At 30.8% G+C, this 20,084-nt stretch carries 16 protein-coding genes and 3 tRNA genes; 7 read left to right on the top strand and 12 right to left on the bottom strand.

The genetic code is table 11. The features are described 5' to 3' along the window. Positions 1-51 precede the first annotated feature (51 nt). The 7 genes from trpB to RH98_RS04395 all read right to left on the bottom strand — a co-directional run bounded on the left by trpB (position 52) and on the right by RH98_RS04395 (position 10,921). Positions 52-1,233, bottom strand: a complete 1,182-nt coding sequence (gene trpB, locus RH98_RS04425; RefSeq protein WP_010250946.1) for a tryptophan synthase subunit beta — start codon at positions 1,231-1,233, stop codon at positions 52-54. A gap of 321 nt (positions 1,234-1,554) precedes the next feature. Beyond that, complete coding sequence (locus RH98_RS04420) at positions 1,555-2,190, bottom strand: hypothetical protein (RefSeq protein WP_010250945.1); 636 nt, start codon at positions 2,188-2,190, stop codon at positions 1,555-1,557. A 298-nt stretch (positions 2,191-2,488) separates the two neighbouring features. Further along, a complete protein-coding gene (locus tag RH98_RS04415; protein ID WP_010250942.1) occupies positions 2,489-4,348 on the bottom strand; it encodes an ABC-F family ATP-binding cassette domain-containing protein in 1,860 nt (619 codons plus the stop codon). A 78-nt stretch (positions 4,349-4,426) separates the two neighbouring features. Continuing rightward, positions 4,427-5,545, bottom strand: coding sequence for a metallophosphoesterase (locus RH98_RS04410; protein WP_010250941.1), 1,119 nt, complete (start codon positions 5,543-5,545; stop codon positions 4,427-4,429). A 2-nt stretch (positions 5,546-5,547) separates the two neighbouring features. Continuing rightward, entirely contained in the window at positions 5,548-8,514 is a 2,967-nt protein-coding gene (locus RH98_RS04405; RefSeq protein WP_010250939.1) for a sensor histidine kinase, read from the bottom strand. Then, positions 8,511-9,236: a LytR/AlgR family response regulator transcription factor gene (locus RH98_RS04400; RefSeq protein WP_010250937.1), complete on the bottom strand. Its 726-nt coding sequence runs from the start codon at positions 9,234-9,236 to the stop codon at positions 8,511-8,513. Before RH98_RS04400 ends, RH98_RS04405 begins: the two co-directional genes overlap by 4 nt. Positions 9,237-9,319: 83 nt before the next feature. After that, a complete protein-coding gene (locus RH98_RS04395; protein WP_010250935.1) occupies positions 9,320-10,921 on the bottom strand; it encodes an ABC transporter substrate-binding protein in 1,602 nt (533 codons plus the stop codon). 87 nt (positions 10,922-11,008) lie between these two features. Between RH98_RS04395 and mtaB the strand changes: the two genes are divergently transcribed. Continuing rightward, entirely contained in the window at positions 11,009-12,325 is a 1,317-nt protein-coding gene (mtaB, locus tag RH98_RS04390) for a tRNA (N(6)-L-threonylcarbamoyladenosine(37)-C(2))-methylthiotransferase MtaB (RefSeq protein ID WP_010250933.1), read from the top strand. A 107-nt stretch (positions 12,326-12,432) separates the two neighbouring features. Here the strand turns inward: mtaB and RH98_RS04385 are convergent, their stop codons facing one another. Continuing rightward, positions 12,433-12,714, bottom strand: a complete 282-nt coding sequence (locus RH98_RS04385) for a GNAT family N-acetyltransferase (RefSeq protein WP_010250931.1) — start codon at positions 12,712-12,714, stop codon at positions 12,433-12,435. Positions 12,715-12,916: 202 nt separating this feature from the next. Here RH98_RS04385 and RH98_RS04380 point away from each other — a divergent pair, with 202 nt between their 5' ends. From RH98_RS04380 to RH98_RS04370, 3 genes are all read left to right on the top strand, one after another. Then, positions 12,917-13,591: an alpha/beta hydrolase family protein gene (locus RH98_RS04380; RefSeq protein ID WP_026038738.1), complete on the top strand. Its 675-nt coding sequence runs from the start codon at positions 12,917-12,919 to the stop codon at positions 13,589-13,591. Then, entirely contained in the window at positions 13,575-14,477 is a 903-nt protein-coding gene (locus RH98_RS04375; protein ID WP_010250927.1) for a lytic transglycosylase domain-containing protein, read from the top strand. Before RH98_RS04380 ends, RH98_RS04375 begins: the two co-directional genes overlap by 17 nt. Before the next feature lie 104 nt (positions 14,478-14,581). Further along, positions 14,582-14,785, top strand: coding sequence for a hypothetical protein (locus RH98_RS04370; protein WP_010250924.1), 204 nt, complete (start codon positions 14,582-14,584; stop codon positions 14,783-14,785). A 1-nt stretch (position 14,786) separates the two neighbouring features. Here RH98_RS04370 and RH98_RS04365 read toward each other — a convergent pair whose 3' ends face one another. The 4 genes from RH98_RS04365 to RH98_RS04350 form a co-directional block, all read right to left on the bottom strand. Beyond that, positions 14,787-15,581, bottom strand: a complete 795-nt coding sequence (locus tag RH98_RS04365) for an alpha/beta fold hydrolase (RefSeq protein ID WP_010250921.1) — start codon at positions 15,579-15,581, stop codon at positions 14,787-14,789. 174 nt (positions 15,582-15,755) lie between these two features. Then, positions 15,756-17,105: a DEAD/DEAH box helicase gene (locus RH98_RS04360; protein WP_010250919.1), complete on the bottom strand. Its 1,350-nt coding sequence runs from the start codon at positions 17,103-17,105 to the stop codon at positions 15,756-15,758. A gap of 264 nt (positions 17,106-17,369) precedes the next feature. Then, positions 17,370-18,131 (bottom strand): C40 family peptidase, encoded by a 762-nt coding sequence (locus RH98_RS04355; protein ID WP_010250917.1) that lies wholly within the window; start codon positions 18,129-18,131, stop codon positions 17,370-17,372. Between the two features lie 89 nt (positions 18,132-18,220). Next, on the bottom strand, positions 18,221-19,399 hold the full coding sequence (locus tag RH98_RS04350; protein WP_010250915.1) for an acetyl-CoA C-acyltransferase: 1,179 nt from the start codon (positions 19,397-19,399) through the stop codon (positions 18,221-18,223). A 266-nt stretch (positions 19,400-19,665) separates the two neighbouring features. Between RH98_RS04350 and RH98_RS04345 the strand changes: the two genes are divergently transcribed. The 3 genes from RH98_RS04345 (at position 19,666) to RH98_RS04335 (ending at position 19,929) form a co-directional block, all read left to right on the top strand. Next, positions 19,666-19,749 (top strand) — tRNA-Ser (locus RH98_RS04345). 8 nt (positions 19,750-19,757) lie between these two features. Continuing rightward, a tRNA-Pro gene (locus RH98_RS04340) sits at positions 19,758-19,832 on the top strand. 23 nt (positions 19,833-19,855) lie between these two features. After that, positions 19,856-19,929 (top strand) — tRNA-Arg (locus tag RH98_RS04335). Positions 19,930-20,084 lie beyond the last annotated feature (155 nt).

Genomic DNA, 20,084 nt, shown 5'->3' with positions numbered 1-20,084 from the left:
GATAATTAATTATCAATTAGGAATTTCTTTTTATATAAAAGTATTAAAATTTTAGAACTCAAAATAAGAGCGATAATTATCTAAATCTTTATCTCCTCTACCAGATAAATTAATAACTACAATATCATCCTCATTAAACTTCCTTTTATCTAATACTGCTAATGCATGCGAACTCTCAATTGCAGGTATAATTCCTTCCTCTCTACATAAGTTTAATCCTGCTTGCATAGCTTCATCATCCAAAATAGCAAAGAATTCTGTTCTATTTAATTCTTTCATATGTGCATATAAAGGTCCAAAACCAGGATAATCTAAACCTGCTGAAATAGAATAAGCTTCTAAAGGCTCTCCTTTTTCATCTTGCATAAACAAAGTCTTACTGCCGTGTAGCACCCCTTCTTTTCCTACAAAGGAAGTAGCAGCTGTCTTAAGATTATCTACTCCCTCTCCTCCACCTTCTGCAACAATTAACTTAACATCATCATTTTCTAAAAAATGATAAAAAGCACCAGCAGCATTACTTCCTCCACCTACACATGCAATAACATAATCGGGATTTTCTCTTCCCTCTTTCTCTTTTAATTGTTTTTTTATTTCCTCAGAGATGACCGATTGAAATCTACTAACCATATCAGGATAAGGGTGTGGCCCTACTGCAGAACCTATCAAATAGAAAGTATCCTCTGCATTATCAATCCAGTATAACAATGCTTCATCAACTGCTTCTTTTAATGTTTTAGCTCCTGATTCAGCTGCTCTTACCTCAGCCCCTAACATTTTCATACGGGCAACATTTGGCGCTTGACGTTTAATATCTAATGCCCCCATAAATACAATACACTCCATGCCCATCAAAGCACAAACTGTAGCTGTCGCTACCCCATGCTGTCCAGCACCAGTCTCCGCTACTATTTTTTGTTTACCAAGTCTTTTAGCTAAAAGAATCTGCCCGATAGTATTATTAATTTTGTGAGCTCCTGTATGGCATAAATCTTCTCTCTTTAAATAAACATTAGTGTTATATTTCTTAGATAAGTTAGCAGCGTGATACAGCGGTGTCGGCCTACCTACATAATCTTGTAATAACGAATTAAGCTCTTCTTTAAAACTTTCCTCTTGGATAATAGTTTGATATGCTTCTTGTAATGCAGCAATATTATTTTCTAAAGCTTCAGGAATAAAAGCCCCTCCAAATCTTCCGTAAAAACCATCTTTATCAACTTGAAATCTCATATCTATATTTTTTAATTATTAATTTTTAGGCACAAAAAAAAAGGCTTGTCGTGTGACAAGCCTTTTCATAATTATATATATTGCATTTATCTTATATATACATAGCAAGGACTGCTCACGACATTTGACGTAAGTGCACTCCACCACCAAGTATTTGTAAGAATAATATTCATTTCTTTTCTATGTTATTGATTACAAAAGTAGTATTAATTTTTAATCTTCCAAAAACTTTTACATAAAAAGAGAAGAGGTAGTCAAAATTGACTACCTCTTCTCATTTATTAATTAACTTTATAATAACCTTAGTCTTCGTATGAAAGATTATAGCGCTACTATAGCATTTCTATCTGCTTCTATTAAAGAAACATCATAGCCACTGAATTTTTTTAAATACGTTTTAATAGAAGTACCAAAACCATCATTAAAACCATTCAGTCCATTACTTCTTAAAAAACGTCTTACCGATCCAGCTCCACCTAAATGAGCAGCAGCTAAAATACCTGATTCAGTAATTGTGATTCCACCTATTTTTTTTCCATCGAATCTTTCTATCTCTTCTCTTAATATCCATTTATTTTTTGATACTAAAGCATCAAATGCTTTTTCTTGTATCAAAGGATTATTTAAAAAAGATTTAGAATCCGTTATACCAATTGATTTTAGTGCTAATTTACCAAATTGATATTTTCCCATATAACCATATGAATTAACTATTTTGTATAATCCATTTGATTCACGTATACCTAAGGCTTGTTTAAAACCAACATAGGTCTTTCCTATAAAAGGAATTGAACTATTAGTAGATTCTTCCTCTAAAAGAGGGTAAGAATAAAATAAAGGCTGTTCTGGCAGTATTTTGTACTGTTCGATCAACGTAATTTCATACTTCTTAAAACCTGAAATTACACCTCCAATTAATAGAACAAATCCAATAAAAAAAGAACATTTTTTTCTCATTAAATTTAATTTCTCAAGCCCTGTCACCACTTGAAATTTCTGAGTGCAAAGTTACTCCCTTTTTTATAACCACCTATTTTTTGGGGGTAATTAATGATATTTTTAACAAGTTAAAAACAATAATATACTGAAAATCACACACTTAAAACTTAAAAAAATCCTATAAAAAAAATTGCAAAAATGCCAAAAAACTTCATAAATTAAATGACGAAAAATAAAAAATGATAGTTTTGAAACAAAAAAACAAGGTATTTCACCTGCGAAATACCTTGTTTTTTTTACTTATTTTAAGCATTAATTACTCTTCCATTTTAGAAGATAATTCAAACCATTTTTCTTCTAATGCTTCTAATTTTTCTAACACTTTTTGTAATTTATTTGCTTGCTCTTCTATTTCTTCATCACCTACTTTTCCATTTGAAAAAAGTAGTTCTATTTTAATCTTTTCTTGTTCTAAATTTTGAATTTCTCTTTCTACTTTCTGAAATTCTTTTTGCTCTTGAAAAGTTAATCCCTTTTTAACTTGATTTTCTTTCCAGTTCACTTTTTCTTTTGGCAATTCATCTTTTATAGGCTCTGCACTATCTTCGTACGCTCTAAAGTCAGAATAGTTTCCAGGAAAATCCTCTACCTCACCTTGCCCTCTAAAGACAAATAAGTGATCTACAATCTTATCCATAAAGTATCTATCGTGAGAAACTACTAATAGACAGCCTGGATAATCTAATAAGAAGCTTTCTAATACATTTAATGTTACAATATCTAAATCATTAGTAGGCTCATCTAATATTAAGAAATTAGGGTTCTGAATCAACACTGTACATAGATATAATCGCTTTAGCTCTCCACCACTTAATTTCTCTACAAAATCATATTGCTTTTTGCGATCAAATAAAAAACGTTCTAATAACTGAGCAGCTGAAATAGAGCGCCCTTTTGTCAGTGGAATATACTCCCCAAATTCTTTAATAACATCAATTACTTTTTGTTCTGGTTTTACCACAATACCACTTTGGGTATAATACCCTATTTTTATTGTTTCACCAATAACCACTTTACCATTATCTGGCACTATACTTTGAGTCAAAATATTTAAAAAAGTAGATTTACCAGTACCATTTTTACCAATAATACCTATACGTTCACCTTTGTTAAAATTATAACTAAAGTCCTTTAAAATAATCTTATCATTAAAGGTTTTATTCAGCTTATGAAGTTCAATAATCTTGCTCCCCATACGCTCCATATTTATTTCTAGCTCTACCTGGTGCTCTATTCTTCTACTATGCGCTTTCTCTTTAATATCGTAAAAATCGTCAATTCTAGATTTTGACTTAGTAGTTCTAGCTTTTGGTTGTCTTCTCATCCAAGACAATTCTTTTACAAACAAGTTTTGAGCTTTATCGATGCTAGCATTTTCAACAGCAATGCGCTCTTCTTTTTTCTGTAGATAGTAAGAATAATTTCCTTTGTATTGGTATATTTTTCCGTTATCTAATTCTATTATTTCGTTACAAACACGCTCTAAAAAGAAGCGGTCGTGCGTAACCATAAATAAGGTAATATTTTCTTTTGCAAAATAATTCTCTAGCCATTCAATCATTTCTAGATCTAAATGGTTAGTAGGCTCATCCAGAATTAGTAAATCAGGTCGATTAATAAGAATAATAGCTAAAGCCAACCTTTTTTTCTGTCCTCCAGAAAGTGTTTTTACTTTAACTTTTAAATCTTCTAACTTTAATTTAAATAATATCTGTTTGTACTGTGTTTCGAAATCCCAAGCGTTATGTGCTTCCATTTTTTCAAAAGCTTTTTGATATTCATCCTGATCGTCAGGATTCTCTAAAGCTTTTTCATATTGCTCAATAACCTTTAAAGTCTCATTATCTGAAGCGAAAATACTTTCTTCAATAGTTAATTCGTCTTGTAGATTTGGCTCCTGAGACAAAAACTCCATACGAATCCCCTTACGCATTACAACTTGTCCTGAATCAGCGTAATCACTTCCATTTAAGATATTAAGTATAGTCGTCTTTCCAGAACCATTTTTTGCAATAAATGCTATTTTTTGATCTTTGTTAATTCCAAAAGATACATCCTCAAAAAGTGTTCTTGCACCAAAGGACTTTGATATATTTTCTACTGATAAGTAATTCACAATTTAGCTCTTAAATAATTTATACAAAAATAGGTTTTTATTTAGGGATTAAGAAATCATCTATTTATACAGCATTTCTTACTTAATATTTATCACAACATATTCAGATTGCGTACCTATGCGATAGCGACCACCCCAAATACCGATACCAGAACTTACATAAATAGTTGTCTTATCTTTTTTTAAATAACCATGTGAGTTCTCAAACAAGTAATCTGTAATCCATGAAATTGGCCACATTTGACCTCTATGCGTATGACCAGAAAGTTGCAAGTCTATACCATTATTAGATGCTACTTCTAATTGGTATGGCTGGTGATCAAGTAGAATTGATATATGGTCAGCATTATTATTGTGCAATAAAGCCTTTAAAGATTTGCGACTTTTATTTGTTCTATCATCTCTGCCTATCAAAGAAATACCTAATTCATTTATTTCTGCTATAGAATCGCGCAATACAGTAATATTACTAGACTTTATAAATTCTATGCTTTTCTCTACACCTGATAAATATTCGTGATTTCCTAAACAAGTATAGACTCCATATTTTGCTGATAACTCCTGTAAAACTTCATGTAATTTATAATAAAGAACAGGTTGTAGACTAAAATCTATAATATCACCACCTATCAATATTAAATCTGGATGTTCTGAGTTTATGATTTCTACCCATTTTTTTAAATCTTTTCGCTCAATTGCATACCCTAGATGTAGATCTGAAATAAAAACTATTTTGATAGGTTTTGGGACTTCTTTATTATCGACTGTAATATTTATTTCTACTCTTTTCTTCTTTTTAAAATTTACAAAACCTATCAATGCACTTATAAAAATTAAGAGAAATAGTAATACTCCTTGATTAAAACTATAAGATACTAAAAGTAATGAAGAACTATGTATAAATGACTTATTCAAAAACGATACAAAATCTAATATAATCGTAAATATAAAGGCATAGATACTCAGCATTAACCAGCCTGTCCCTATTTTATACAATATAGAAGCTAAGTAAATTGGTACTTTTTTTCCTAGAGTAAAAAATAGAAATACTGATAGAGTTAAAACTAAAACAATACCTACGAATATAAGACGCGTCCCGGTATTACTGTTCTCAACTAGAGGATATAAATGGCTAAAGACATATATATTTCCAAATATATATGACAAAATGATAAATAAAAATAGTAGTTTTTTCATACCTAAATAACTTCTTTTAGCAATAGTGTAACTGTTGTTCCCGTCTCTCCAACCTCCATTATTAAATCCTCTTCTAAATATTCCTGAATTAATGACATACGCTCTCTTACTATTGACATTCCTTTTGACTCATACTTATGCTTTTTATTCTCTTTTGATAAACTACCAATACCATTATCTTTCATTACAATAACTAAGTTTTTAGCTTGTTTAAACACAGTAATTGTAATTCTTGGATGTTCAATAGATTTTGGAAAAGCATGAACTAATGAGTTTTCTATAAACGGTTGTAATAACATTGGAGGCACTTGTATTGCGTTTAAATTAATAGCATCTCTCACCTCTATTTCAAATGTTACTCTACCATCTAATCTCATATTCTCGATTTCTACATAATCTTTTAAATAGTCAATTTCTTCTTTTAAAGTAATTCTTTCTTTAGTAGAAACGTTTAAAGTTCGTCTAATTAAATTAGCAAACTTACCGAGATAAGTAAAGGCTTCATCTTTCAGGTCTGTAACAATAAAATACTGTATTGAGCTTAATACATTAAAAATAAAATGTGAATTCATCTGACTTCGCACTGCCAATAACTTTACCTCAGCAAGTCTTTTTTGGTACAATAGTTTCTTCTCGTTAATATCTTTTTCACGCTTATACTTCAATATTCGAGATCGGTAATACAGAAAAGAAATAATAAGAATAAGCATTCCGCACGCAACAAAAAACCATATACTCAAATAAAAAGGCTTATCGATGGAGACATACAACAATGGATAGACTAACTCATTACCAGTATCATAGTCTATTATTTTTAAATCAATTGGATATATACCAGATTCTAAATAATGTAGATCTAGTCGCAATCCCTTAACATCATTCCAAGATTCTGTTGGTTTTAATCTATATTGAAATTCTAACTTATTAGGGAACTTTGCTCCCAATACATTGAAACTTATTTGTAGCGAATTTTCTTTACTAGATAAATTTAAAACTTTTGAATCTGATAATTCATTTTCTTTACTAGATAGATCAATACCATTGACTAATATTTTGGAGAGCGATACTTTTAAATTTTGCTGTTTTCTCTGGAAATAATTTACATCAAGAATATATAGCCCTGAACTAGTCCCCATATAAAGTAAGTTACCATCTTTGACATAAGAAATAATATTTTTATGCAGAAACCCCTGTTCACTATCAAAATAAAACTTCCCTTCTGGTGTAATTACTGTAAGACCACGATTAGTTCCTAAAATAAGTTTATCATCAACACAAGTTAACAAGTTTATAGTACTACCTAATATATCTTCCCCCGATAAGAATTCTTCTATTGCAATTGGTTCTTGCCCTAATTTTAGACGATAAATACTATTAAAATCTGTTGCTAAATAGAGTGTATTATTTTTTCCATTTGCTAACTTCTTTATTCTTCTCTCTGTTAACAATCCATTGCTATAATAAGAAAGAAAACCTTGTTTTTCATTATATGAATATAATCCATCTAATGCACCTGCAAAAAATAAAGTATTATTAACCTTTTTTATATCAACTATATCTCTTGGAATATTATCACTGTCAATTCTAAAATAATATGAGTATTTCATTGTTTTTAGATCATGATAATAGCGAACTCCCCCATAAGGATTTGTTTCTACTAAGTGCCCATTATCAAAACCAAATTGATAAGTATGTATATTGTAATAATCAATTAATTTACCATACTGATTAATTTGAAAAAGTCCAATATTAGAACTTACCCATATTGTATTCTTCTCTCGTACAGCTTTATAAAATAAAATTTTGTCTGCTGGAATTGAATAATCTAATTCAAAAAAATGATTATCATGATTCATAAAAGAAGCATATCTTTTATACATCTTCTCTTGATAATCTTTAAAAGTAGTTAGTGGAACATTTTTTATAAGCTCATTTTCTCTTTTAATAGTTAGTCCTTCTTGTGAGAAAACAAATATTCTTTTATCTAAATTTTCTAGAGCTGTAATGTTTTTAAGTGATCCGTCGTAACTTAATGCTGAGAATAAATCAATTTGATACAAACCTTCATATCCACTTCCAATATATAAGAAATCATTAGTTTTATCATAACTCAGCGAATATAATTCAGTAGTATTAATACCAAAACGCGGAGTAATGTTTTCTACTGTTTTACCATTCCATTTAAATAGACCTCCTTTATTTTCATAGAGACCTGCGCTAACTATATATAACTCTCCATTTATTTCTTTAAAGTATCTAATACTAGGAATAGCTTGTTCATATTCTATCTTTCTAGTTACTAGGTTATAAACTATCAAACCAGTTTGGCAACCATAAAACACATAACCATCTTTTTGATATACAGAGAATATCCTTTTTATATCATTCTCCTTTACTAAACGATCTGCCTCTACAAGAAAAACACCTGCATTAATAGTGGTAGCGTAAACTTTACCTTGATAACTAAAAAAGTCTGAAACTTCTAATTGGTATAAGTTCTGCTTCTCTATTCTGAGATTTGTAATTTTAAATGTGTCTAACGAGATAATAGAAATTCCATCAACAGTCCCAACATAAACAAAATCATTAAAAATTGCTATGCGCCTAATTCTATCTGAAATTAACCCGTCTTTTGTAGTGAGTGTGAGTGTTTTATTTTTTCCTTTATACAATATGCCTTGTCCATAACTTCCAATCCAAATCCCATTATCCTTATCCTCAAGAATATCAGTAATATTAGTAAACCTTAACTTGGTAGCATCTTCATCAGTTACCACTTGCCCTTGAATAATTTTAGAAAGCCCAGAACGAGATCCTAACCAAAGAATACCATTTGAATCTAAACAAATAGAACGTATATCATTAGCTATTAATCCATTATTAATGGTGTATTGTTTAGTAATAACGCTCGCTTGTCCAAAAACAAAATAAGAAAATAGACAAAAAAATAATAAAAGAAATCCTTTCATAAATTCAATTTACCTAAATCTTTCATCATTGGAGAAGCAACTATAATCTCAACTTCAATCACTTCATTGTTTATCAGAATAGGTTTTTTAAAATACACTCTATTATTCATACGATCAATATGGTCTACATAGTCCATATTAACAAAGTAAGAACGGTTAACTCTTATGAAGTTTTTGTGTTGTATCTTATCGCAAACCGCTCTTAAAGTTTTAGAAACTAAATATTTTGCGTCTAACAAATAAACTTCACAATAATTATCAGCCGCCTTACAAAAGACGATATCTTCTACTCTTATAATATGTCTTTTTGAATTATTTTTTAGTATTTTATAGTAATAGTGATAACCTTCTTTTTCTCTATACTTATCAAATACGCTTTGGACTTCTTCAACTTGCATAGGTTTCAATAAATATTTCAAACAATTATATTCATTGATAGCATCAATGGCATACTGTTCATAGGCAGTTGTGAAAACGACTTCAAAAGTGGAAGAATCAACTTGTTGCAATAATTCAAAGCCATTTTCATCAGGCATGTGTATATCTAAGAAAACTATATCTGGAGAGTAACTTTCTATAAGCTTTTTTGCTTCTTGCACAGATGAAGCAGAATAAACTGAAACTTTCTCTTCGATATTAATTTTCTTTTCAATTATTGTTTTTAATACTTCTCCTACTTTGGGTTCGTCATCTACTATAAGAACTACTAAATCGTTTATCATTTTATAAGGTGAATTTTAGTGTAGTATGTATTTACAAAAATAAAACTAGAAATAAAGACATTCTACTTTTAATCATATATATTTTAGTCTTTATATACTTTTTTTAAAAATAAATTATTCATCGGATTAATTCCTAAACCACGAACATTTCGTTGTGAGAAACGAATAGCTTGATCATAAAATAAGACAATTATAGGCAATTCATCAGCAATTATCATATCCATCTTTGTATATACCTCATATCGTTCATTATCACTTAATTTTCCAAAAGTTGATTTGTATAATTTATCAAACTGAGTATTATTAAACCTCGTATAATTAGGTCCACTTGGTGCTTTATTTACAGAATAAAAAAGAGATAAATAGTTCTCAGCATCTGGGTAATCAGCTATCCAACTTCCTCTGAATAATGACACTTTACCAGTAGCAATACTCTGTCTTAATGTGGCTGGAGGCATTATATCAACAATAACATCGAATCCTATCTTTGACCATTCTCTTTGCAAGTATTCGGCAATATCTAAATACGAAGCATTTGTGGTAAGGACAATTTCTACCTTACTTTGATTAGTTCGGTTCTTATATTCTTGCACTAATTTTTTTGCTCTTTCTACATCGTAAAGCTTTTCAGACTGATAGCCGCCATGAAGACCATTAGGTATCATACCTCCGATAGCTCCTTGCCCTATTCCATTTCGCAAATATATCAGCATCTTTTCTCTATCAAATCCAATATTTAGAGCTGTTCTAATATCTTTATCTTTAATCTGTTCGCTACCACTCTCTAGATTAAATCCTAAATATTCAGTATTTAAATATGCACCAGATTGCATTGTTATTTTATTTCTATATTTTTCTTTTAGCGCACCATTTGAAGTAATAATTTCATCGTTATAAGAAGGGTCTAACCCTGATATAAAATCTAATTTACCTTGAATAAATTGTAAAAAAGCACTTTGTTTATCTGGTAAAAACGAAATAGCAACCGCATCTAAATAAGGAAGTTGTTTACCATTATCATCTTTTTCAAAATACAGAGAATTTTTCCTTAATACCAGCTTAATATTCTCTTCCCAAAATTTAAAATAAAAAGGTCCTGTACCAATAGGATGAGAGCGAAAATCGTGTTTTGGGTCTTCTACTACCTCTTTAGGCACGACAGAAGCATAGCGCATCGACAATAAACCTAAAAAAGCAGGAAATGGCTCTTTTAACGTTATTTGAAATACACTATCATTTAGTGCTGCAAAAGTTTCCACTTTTTGGAGTATCCAAGCTCCAGGAGAACCTAGACGACTATCTAGTAAGCGATTAAAACTATACTCAAAATCTTGTGCGCGAACAACTCTAGTACTATCTTTTCCAAAATTAGCATGCTTGTGAAAATACACATCATTACGTAGAATAAAATCATACTGCCTCCCATCATTGCTTATATTCCAAGATTTTGCTATATCTTGTTTTATATTCAAGCTATCATCTAACTGAACCAAGCCATTAAAAAGCTGATTACATGGCCATATAATAGCCATACTTCTTGAAAATGCAGGATCTAAAGTCTGAATATTTGAACTTTCATTATATCTAAAAACCTTTTTATCAGTGTTTTGATTCGTTTTATTTTGACAAGAGGATATACCTAAAACTACACAAAATATTGATATATAATATATTATTGATTTCATCAAACCGAATATTGTACGTAAATTTGCAGTCCTTTTTTTAGTAAAAAGTAAATATAGTCAAAGTTACTACTATAGTAGGTAATCATTATGGAAAATAGAAAAAAAGTAGCTTTTTATACTTTAGGTTGTAAACTGAACTTCTCTGAAACTTCTACAATTGCAAGAAACTTTACAGATGAAGGTTTTGATCGTGTAGACTTTGAAGAAGTTGCTGATATTTATGTAATTAACACATGTTCTGTAACAGAAAATGCAGACAAACAGTTTAAACAAATTGTAAAAAAAGCACAAAAGAAAAATGATAAAGCATTTGTTGCCGCAGTTGGATGCTATGCTCAGTTAAAACCAGACGAACTTGCTTCAGTTGATGGTGTTGATTTAGTATTGGGGGCAACGGAGAAGTTTAAAATAACAGACTACATCAATGACCTTTCAAAAAATGAAATGGGTCAAGTGCACTCATGTGAAATCTCTGAAGCTGACTTCTATGTTGGGAGTTATTCTATTGGTGATCGTACACGAGCATTTTTAAAGGTACAAGACGGATGTGATTATAAATGTACTTATTGTACTATCCCATTAGCCAGAGGTATCTCTAGAAGTGATACAATGGAGAATGTTTTAAAAAATGCAGCAGAAATTTCTAAACAAAATATAAAAGAAATTGTTTTAACTGGTGTAAATATTGGAGATTATGGAAAAGGTGAATTTGGAAATAAAAAACATGAACATACTTTTTTAGAATTAGTGCAAGCACTCGATAAGGTAGAAGGTATCGAAAGATTGCGTATATCATCTATCGAACCTAATCTCTTAAAAAACGAAACTATTGATTTTGTAGCCAATAGCCGCACTTTTGTACCACATTTCCATATACCATTACAATCGGGTTCTAATGATGTCTTAAAGAAGATGAAAAGACGTTATTTGAGAGAATTATATGTAGAGCGCGTGAACAAAATAAGAGAAGTAATGCCTGATTGCTGTATCGGAGTAGATGTTATAGTTGGTTTTCCAGGAGAAACAGATGAAAAGTTTCTAGAAACATATAATTTTCTAAGCAATTTAGATATTTCTTACTTACATGTCTTTACTTATTCAGAACGAGATAATACAGAAGCGATAGAAATGGAAGGCGTTGTTCCTATGAATGTGCGTAATAAAAGAAGTAAAATGTTGAGAGGTTTATCTGTTAAGAAACGTCGTGCTTTTTATGAATCACAATTAGGAAAAGATAAAACTGTTCTGTTTGAAGGAGAAAACAAAGAAGGATATATCCATGGTTTTACAGAGAATTATGTAAAAGTAAAATGTCCTTGGAATCCCGAGTTAGTTAATACTTTACACAACGTACACTTAACTAAAATAGATGATGACGGTATAGTTAGATTTGATTTTATTTAATACAACATCATTCAATAAAAAAGGACTCAGTTACTAGTAACTGAGTCCTTTTTTATTGAATTTACAAAGTGATATTTTTTTTGTTGTGTGTGTTTTTAGAAAATCAATTATATTCTTATACCTGGAGGTAACATTTCTTTATAACCAGGGTTCTTTCTAAAGAAAGAAACAATTTTAGGATGCGTAGGAACAACTCTTAATTTTTTTTCTTTCAGTATTTCTAAAATACTCTTTAAAAATTCAGCTGCTTGACTTTGTACAGCATTCTCAATACCTTTCAATTGTGTTAGAAATATTTTTCGCTCTTGAAGAGAATATTCCACACTCATTAATCCTTGTTCAGTTTCATATTCAAACTGACGAAGCAATTCATTGTCTTTAATTTCCATTATATAAGTATGTTTTTTAATTATTCATCTTAGTCGATATAAACAATCAGAGACCCCATATAGAGAAGAGTTTTGTCAATAATTAAAATAACTTCAAATATTATTTTATTAACTTTTTTATTAGCCCCTTAATTCATTATATTTAGCAAAGTTCGGAATTTTTTTTCAAATAGGCATCATTTATGAAGTTAATTAATTTATAATGAACAAAATACCAATTTATTTCTTTCCCGGAATGTCTTCTAACTCTCTAATTTTTGAAAACATAAAATTAGATTCTTCATTATTTGACATTACCTATTTAGAGTGGTTGCCTATAAATAAACAAGAAAGTCTTGATGATTATGTACAGCGATTTATCCCACTTATTAAACATAAAAATCCAATATTAATTGGAGTATCTTTTGGAGGAATAATAGCACAGGAAATATCTAAAAATATTCCCGTACGCAAAACAATTATTATATCGAGTATCCGTTGTAATAAAGAATATCCTAAACTCTATAAATTTGCAAAAAGAACAAAACTATACAAACTCTTGCCTACGAAATATATTGACTTTATATTTAATTTATTTTGTAAAATCAATAAGAAAGCAAAAGAGAGAATTCCTTTGTATGACAAATACCTTCCCATTAGAGATAAAGAATATTTAGATTGGAGTATTGATAAAATACTTAATTGGAAGCAATGCGATTCATTAAAGAATGTCATACACATACATGGAGATAAAGATGAATTATTTCCAATTAAGAATATTAATAATGCTATAGTGATTAAAGGTGGAACCCACGCGATGATAATTATAAAATATAAATGGTTTAACAATAACCTACAAAATTTAATTCTAGAAGAAAACAATGAAAAAAACGATTAGGACAGCAATATCAATTATAGCAGTAATTGCTATCTCGTCTACTTTAATATTTTCAAGTAGTATAAGTGAAAGTACTCCTACAGATACGCCTAAAGAAAGTTCTCATTTTTTTGAAATACCGTCCCAAGCTAATTTCGCTGGCGAAAAAATGCCTTTACACCTTCTTGATGTAAAAGAAAGATTCGATAGAGAGATGATTGTTAATACAAACCTTCATGGAACGACAATATTAACTTTGAAACGTGCAGAGCGCTTTTTTCCTGTCATAGAACCAATTCTAAAAAAGAATGGTATTCCAGATGATTTCAAATATTTATGTGTTATCGAAAGCACTTTATCTAACGCTGTATCTCCTGCAGGAGCGAGTGGCTTCTGGCAATTTATGAAAGGAACTGCTAAAGATTACGGTCTAGTTGTAGATGAAACCATTGATGAAAGATATGACTTAGTAAAAGCTACTGAAAAGGCTTGCCAATACTTTAAAGATGCAAAAGAGAAATTCGGGTCTTGGACTTTGGTAGCTGCCTCATATAATAGAGGTATGGCAGGAATTACTCGTGCTTTAGATAGTCAATATGTCAATGACTACTATGATTTATTTTTAAACCAAGAAACTTCTCGCTATGTTTTTAGAATTGTAGCTTTAAAAGAAATCATGTCTAATACTGATAAGTATGGATTTACGATTCCTAAAAAAGAGAAATATGCACCAGTAAAAACTAAGAAAGTAATGGTTAATTATGACATAGACGATCTAGCATTATTTGCTAAAGATCAAGGCATTAATTACAAACTTTTAAAACTATATAACCCTTGGTTAGTCAATACTAATTTAAAAACAAAAGGAAAGACTTACTATATTGATATTCCTACAGAAGGAATTTAAGTATTAGCAATAATAACAAGAAGAGGATTATCTATTAATAGCCAATCCTCTTTTTACTTATAAGTTATATTAATTAACTTTGACAAAAATTACTCACACTCATTATGGATAAAGAAGCGTATATAAAAAATACCATTGAATTAATTAAAAGTAAGAACTTAGAAGTACCTTTTATGATTGCTCCAGGGAGTACAGTAACAGATTTAGATGCCTATCTAAATAGTTTAACAAGTGCTTATTTAGCAAATAAGGATCCACGCTTGTTGAAACTATTCCAAGACAAGCTTGAGCAACTGAAAAATTTGTAAGCTAAGCTTTTACATAATTGTTTAAAAACTCAACAATAACTTCTAATGTTTCCTCTTTTTTTTCCTTGTGCGGTGTATGACCAGTAGATAGAAATACCTTTTTTTGCTTATGTCCTTTTACCCTAGCTAAGGTTTTATCTACTTGCAACAACGTACCATATTCGTCATCACTTCCCTGTATAAATAATAAAGGGGCTGTGATATTTTCTAAATCTTCTTCTACATTCCAATCCAAATAAATTTCAGCTAGCCAATTATCAACCCAAGCATGCATAATATCATCCACTTTATCTCCGTGATATTTTTCTAATCTTTCTTTTAAATTCGTTTCTCTGTAAGCTTTGTCAGCCATTTTTATACCTTCTAGAGTTATCGACTCTACAAATATATGTGCCGCTTCACTAACAACTGCTAATGTCTTATCAGGAAAGAATGCTGCAAATAGCAATGAAATAGAAGCTCCATCACTGTGACCGAAAACAGCAACTTCATCTATCTGTAACTGATCTAATAATTTGTCTAAAAAATATGCTTCCTCTTTCAGGTAATCTTTAGAACGTTTAGTAGTTTTCATTTTATCAGATTTTCCATATCCTATTCTGTCATAAACTAAAACATTACATCCTAAACTTTTGGCTAGCATTTCGGGCCAATCTCTCCAGAGCGTAACACATCCTAGCGAATCGTGCAACAGTACTAATGTATAAGGATCATTTACAAAATTCTCTTGTCGTAAATGTTTTAGAAAAACTTGTTGATTATCAATAGTTATATACTTTTCTTCACTTTTAATCATACCTACTTTACTTTAATAATCACTAAGTACTAAAAATATTTTGAATCTGTACAATATTCAAACATTTAAATTTTACAGAATAATTACTTTAAGTACTTTCATAAAACAATTGCAAACTCAATAGCGCTCAATCTTGGACAAAAAAAAAGCTATTCAATATGAATAGCTTTACTTTTAATCTTTTTTACGCTTATTAGCTCTTTTTGCCTCTACAGCTCTATTTCTAGGTTTAGTCTTTCTAGGATTACGTTTTCCAGGTCCTCCTAAATTAACTTTCTTATTTTTATCTTTCTTTTCATGAAAGGCTGCTCCTTTTTCAATAGGCTTTTTAATTTTAGCCAATTGCTTAGATTTCAATTTAGATTTTTCAAACTCCATTAAAGATTCTGAAATAACAACCTCTGATGGTATTTCTACTTCTTTAATTTCTTTATCCATTAAAGCTTCCGCTTCAAAAAGTATTTCTTCCTCTTTTGAATCTATAATAGAAATAGCAATACCTTTTTTGTCTGCACGTCCGGTACGTCCAATACGGTGAATATATTGTTCTGGAATCTCCGTGAACTGTAAATTGATAACGTGGCTAATATCTGAAATATCAAGCCCCCTTGCCATAATATCTGTTGTCAATAACCCTCTAAGTTGACTAGACTGAAACTCAGCCATAGAACGCAAACGGAAATTCTGAGATTTATTAGAATGGATCACAGTGAATTCATCAGGGAAAGCTTCTTCTAACTTCTCCATCACAACATCTGCTAACCTTTTACTATTAATAAAAATTAAAACTCTATTAAACACCTCTTTATTCTCTAATAGGTGCAATAATAGATTCATTTTTGTATTAAAGTTAGGAACACGATAAACTATTTGTTCAATATTTTCAAGAGGTGTTCCCGAAGGAGCTAATGATACTTCCTCTGGAAAATCAAAATATTCATCTAACACTTCATCTACTTCTTCTGTCATTGTAGCTGAGAACAAAATATTTTGTTTTTTGTTCTTCATCATCGTTAAAATAGAAGTAAGCTGCGCTCTAAATCCTAGATTAAGAATCTCATCAAACTCATCGATAACAAGCTTTTGTAAATTGTCAAAACGCAATACACCATCTAATGCTAAATCCATCATTCGACCAGGAGTACCTACTAATATATCTACTCCTTCATAGACAGCTTTACGTTGTGTATTTATATTAGTCCCTCCATAAACGCCTAACGTACGAATAGACATATATTGTGTTATTTTTTCTATAACATCTACAACCTGCACTACAAGTTCGCGAGTAGGAACGATTATAACAACTCGAGGAGTATCAACATTTGCAAACTTCCATTGTTTTAAAATAGGAAGTAAGTAAGCATATGTCTTTCCCGTCCCTGTTTGGGCAATTCCCATCATATCTCTTCCTGATAGAATCACAGAAAAAGACTTAACTTGAATTGGGGTTGGAGTTGTAATATTAAGCTCAGCAAGAGCTTTATCTAAAGCTTTCGGTAGATTAAATTGCTCGAAAGTATTCATAATTTGAAGAATTTGGACAAAGATACATTTTTATTTGTTTTTTAAAGAATAACGTATATAACGATTAAAAAATAAATAAAAATCTTTCAATAAAACACAGCTAACTTTTATCCACTATCAGAAATAATATTTTATATATACAATAAATGTAAATGAACTTTATAACTGAAATAACTACTATTATATTTCTTAAAAACAATTAGAACTAGTTATAAAATTCACTTTAGAACACGACTTTCTTCCTCAAAAAAATATAGATTAGTCCTATACGATTTTTTTAATAACTCTAAGTTTATGTGTGTGTCGTCCAGTATCAATATTATAGATACCTAAATGATCAAGTCGATCAATACGCACTTTACCATGAGCATGAATAATATAATTATTCTCCATAATAATACCCACATGAACAATATTCCCTTCTTCATTATCAAAAAAAGCTAAATCTCCAACTTCACTTTCTTCTATAAAACTTAATGCTTCACCTACATTAGCTTGTTGAGAAGCATCTCTAGGAATACAATATCCATTAATTCGATAGACCATCTGGGTAAAGCCAGAGCAATCAATACCAAAAGGTGTCTTACCTCCCCATAAATAAGGAGCATTTAAATACATAAATGCTGTTTTTAAAAAAAGTGATTTGCTGAACTCTCCTGCAATAGATTTTCCTTCATAAGTAAAGTTATCTATATTAATAGAAGCCCTTTGTAAACCGCCTAAACAACTCCCCAATGGTATAGACATTAAATAATTACCAGGAGTAGATACAAAGTCAACTAAGTCTGATGCATAAGAAGCTGCAACATTTTCCAAATAATTATAGTCTTCCTTAGAAATTATTTGATATTGCTTATTATCAATCCATCCTTGATAATTATCAAAAGCTAATTCTATTCGAGACCACTTTTCTGTTTGCTCTAAAATTGTAAAGTGCTCTCCAAATAAAACCTGAGAAACCATTTCGCTTTTATCTGAAGGTTCTAAACGAAGTGGGACTATAGCCAAGTTGCAATATGCAAACATAATAATGAATTGAGTTGAATTATTTTACAAAAATAAAAGATGAGTTTGAAGAATCAAACCCACCTTCTATATTTATTTTTTTATTTTATTTAAGCGCGTTCTAAAACAATAGCAGAAGCTCCACCACCACCATTACAGATAGCAGCTGCACCTATTTTTCCATTATTTTGCTCTAATACATTTAATAAAGTAACCACTATACGTGCACCTGAGCACCCTAGTGGGTGTCCTAAAGATACAGCACCACCGTTTACATTAACTTTTGAAGGATCAATACTTAGTAATTTAGTATTTGCGATACCTACTACTGAAAAAGCTTCATTAAATTCAAAGAAATCTACTTGACTAATATCTGTATTTGCTTTCTTAAGAGCTATAGGTAAAGCTTTTGATGGAGCAGTAGTAAACCATTCTGGTTCTTGAGCTGCATCTCCATATCCTATTACATAAGCTAATGGTTTTAATCCTAAAGCTAACGCTTTTTCTTCACTCATTAAGATTACTGCTGCAGCACCATCGTTAATTGTTGAAGCATTAGCTGCAGTTACAGTTCCATCCTTTGTAAAAGCAGGACGCAAAGATGGAATTTTATCTAACTTAACATTAGTAAATTCTTCATCTTTTGAAACAACAATAGGTTCTCCTCTTCTTTGAGGTACTTCTACTTGTACAATTTCATTATCAAATTTACCAGCATCCCATGCTTTAGCAGATTTTTCATATGATTCTACTGCGAAAGCATCTTGTTCTTCTCTTGATATGTTATGCGTTGAAGCACATAGATCGGCAGACACTCCCATAGCATTATTATCATATGCATCTACTAAACCATCCTTTTGCAATCCATCTATCAAAGTAGCAGGTCCAAATTTATTTCCATTTCGCATATGCACATAATGAGGAATCATACTCATATTCTCCATTCCACCTGCAACTACTACTTCAGCATCACCTGCTAAAATAGCCTGCGTTCCAAACATGATTGCTTTCATTCCTGAAGCACATACTTTATTTACAGTAGTACAAGGAACTTTATTAGAAAGACCAGCTCCTAAAGCTGCTTGACGAGCAGGAGCTTGACCTTCTCCAGCTTGCACTACATTTCCCATAAATACCTCATCCACTTCAGAAGGATCTAAATTTATCTTATTTAATGCTCCTTTAATTGCCGTAGATCCTAAAACTGTAGCAGGTACAGAAGACAATGCTCCCATAAAACTTCCTATTGGTGTTCTGACAGCAGAAACAATAACTACTCTTTTATTCATAATTTATAGAATTGATTTTTAAGTTTTCTTGTATTTGTTTTTTACTTCTAGTTTTGAGTTCGTAAAGTACATAAAAAAACTCAAACACACCATATCTAAAATTAAATCAGAAAAAATACATTTTTTTATTATTGGTAAAAAATTGACTATTAGCGAATTCTAAAAAATAGCTAAAAAAAACAATATTTTTTATTACAAATGCTTGCACAGAACAAAAACTAATGCTAAGTTTGCATCCGCATTAGAGAAGTAATTCTTGTTGCAACGGAGAGGTGCCGGAGTGGTAACGGAGCAGATTGCTAATCTGTCATCGGGTAACCGATGCCAGGGTTCGAGTCCCTGTCTCTCCGCAAACTTTCGGGGTGTAGCGTAGCCCGGTCATCGCGCCTGGTTTGGGACCAGGAGGTCGCAGGTTCGAATCCTGCCACCCCGACAAAATCCTAGCGATTTAGGTTAGGTCCAGTAGCTCAGCTGGATAGAGCAACTGCCTTCTAAGCAGTAGGTCTCAGGTTCGAATCCTGACTGGATCACAAAAGTCTTTACATTTGTAAAGACTTTTTTTTTTGCTTTAAATACAAATAAAGGATCAATCGGATCAAGTGCAAAAGTTGGGGACTAGGCAAAAAGTTTGGTCAATCTGAAAAGGAAAAATGACTTATCTCTCACTCCTCTATACATCATACGG

Origin of the sequence: Myroides injenensis M09-0166, assembly GCF_000246945.1 — a bacterium.
GTDB lineage: Bacteria > Bacteroidota > Bacteroidia > Flavobacteriales > Flavobacteriaceae > Flavobacterium > Flavobacterium injenense.
The sequence above is the reverse complement of the archived record's forward strand: the minus strand, read 5'-3'. Positions and strand labels throughout refer to the sequence as shown.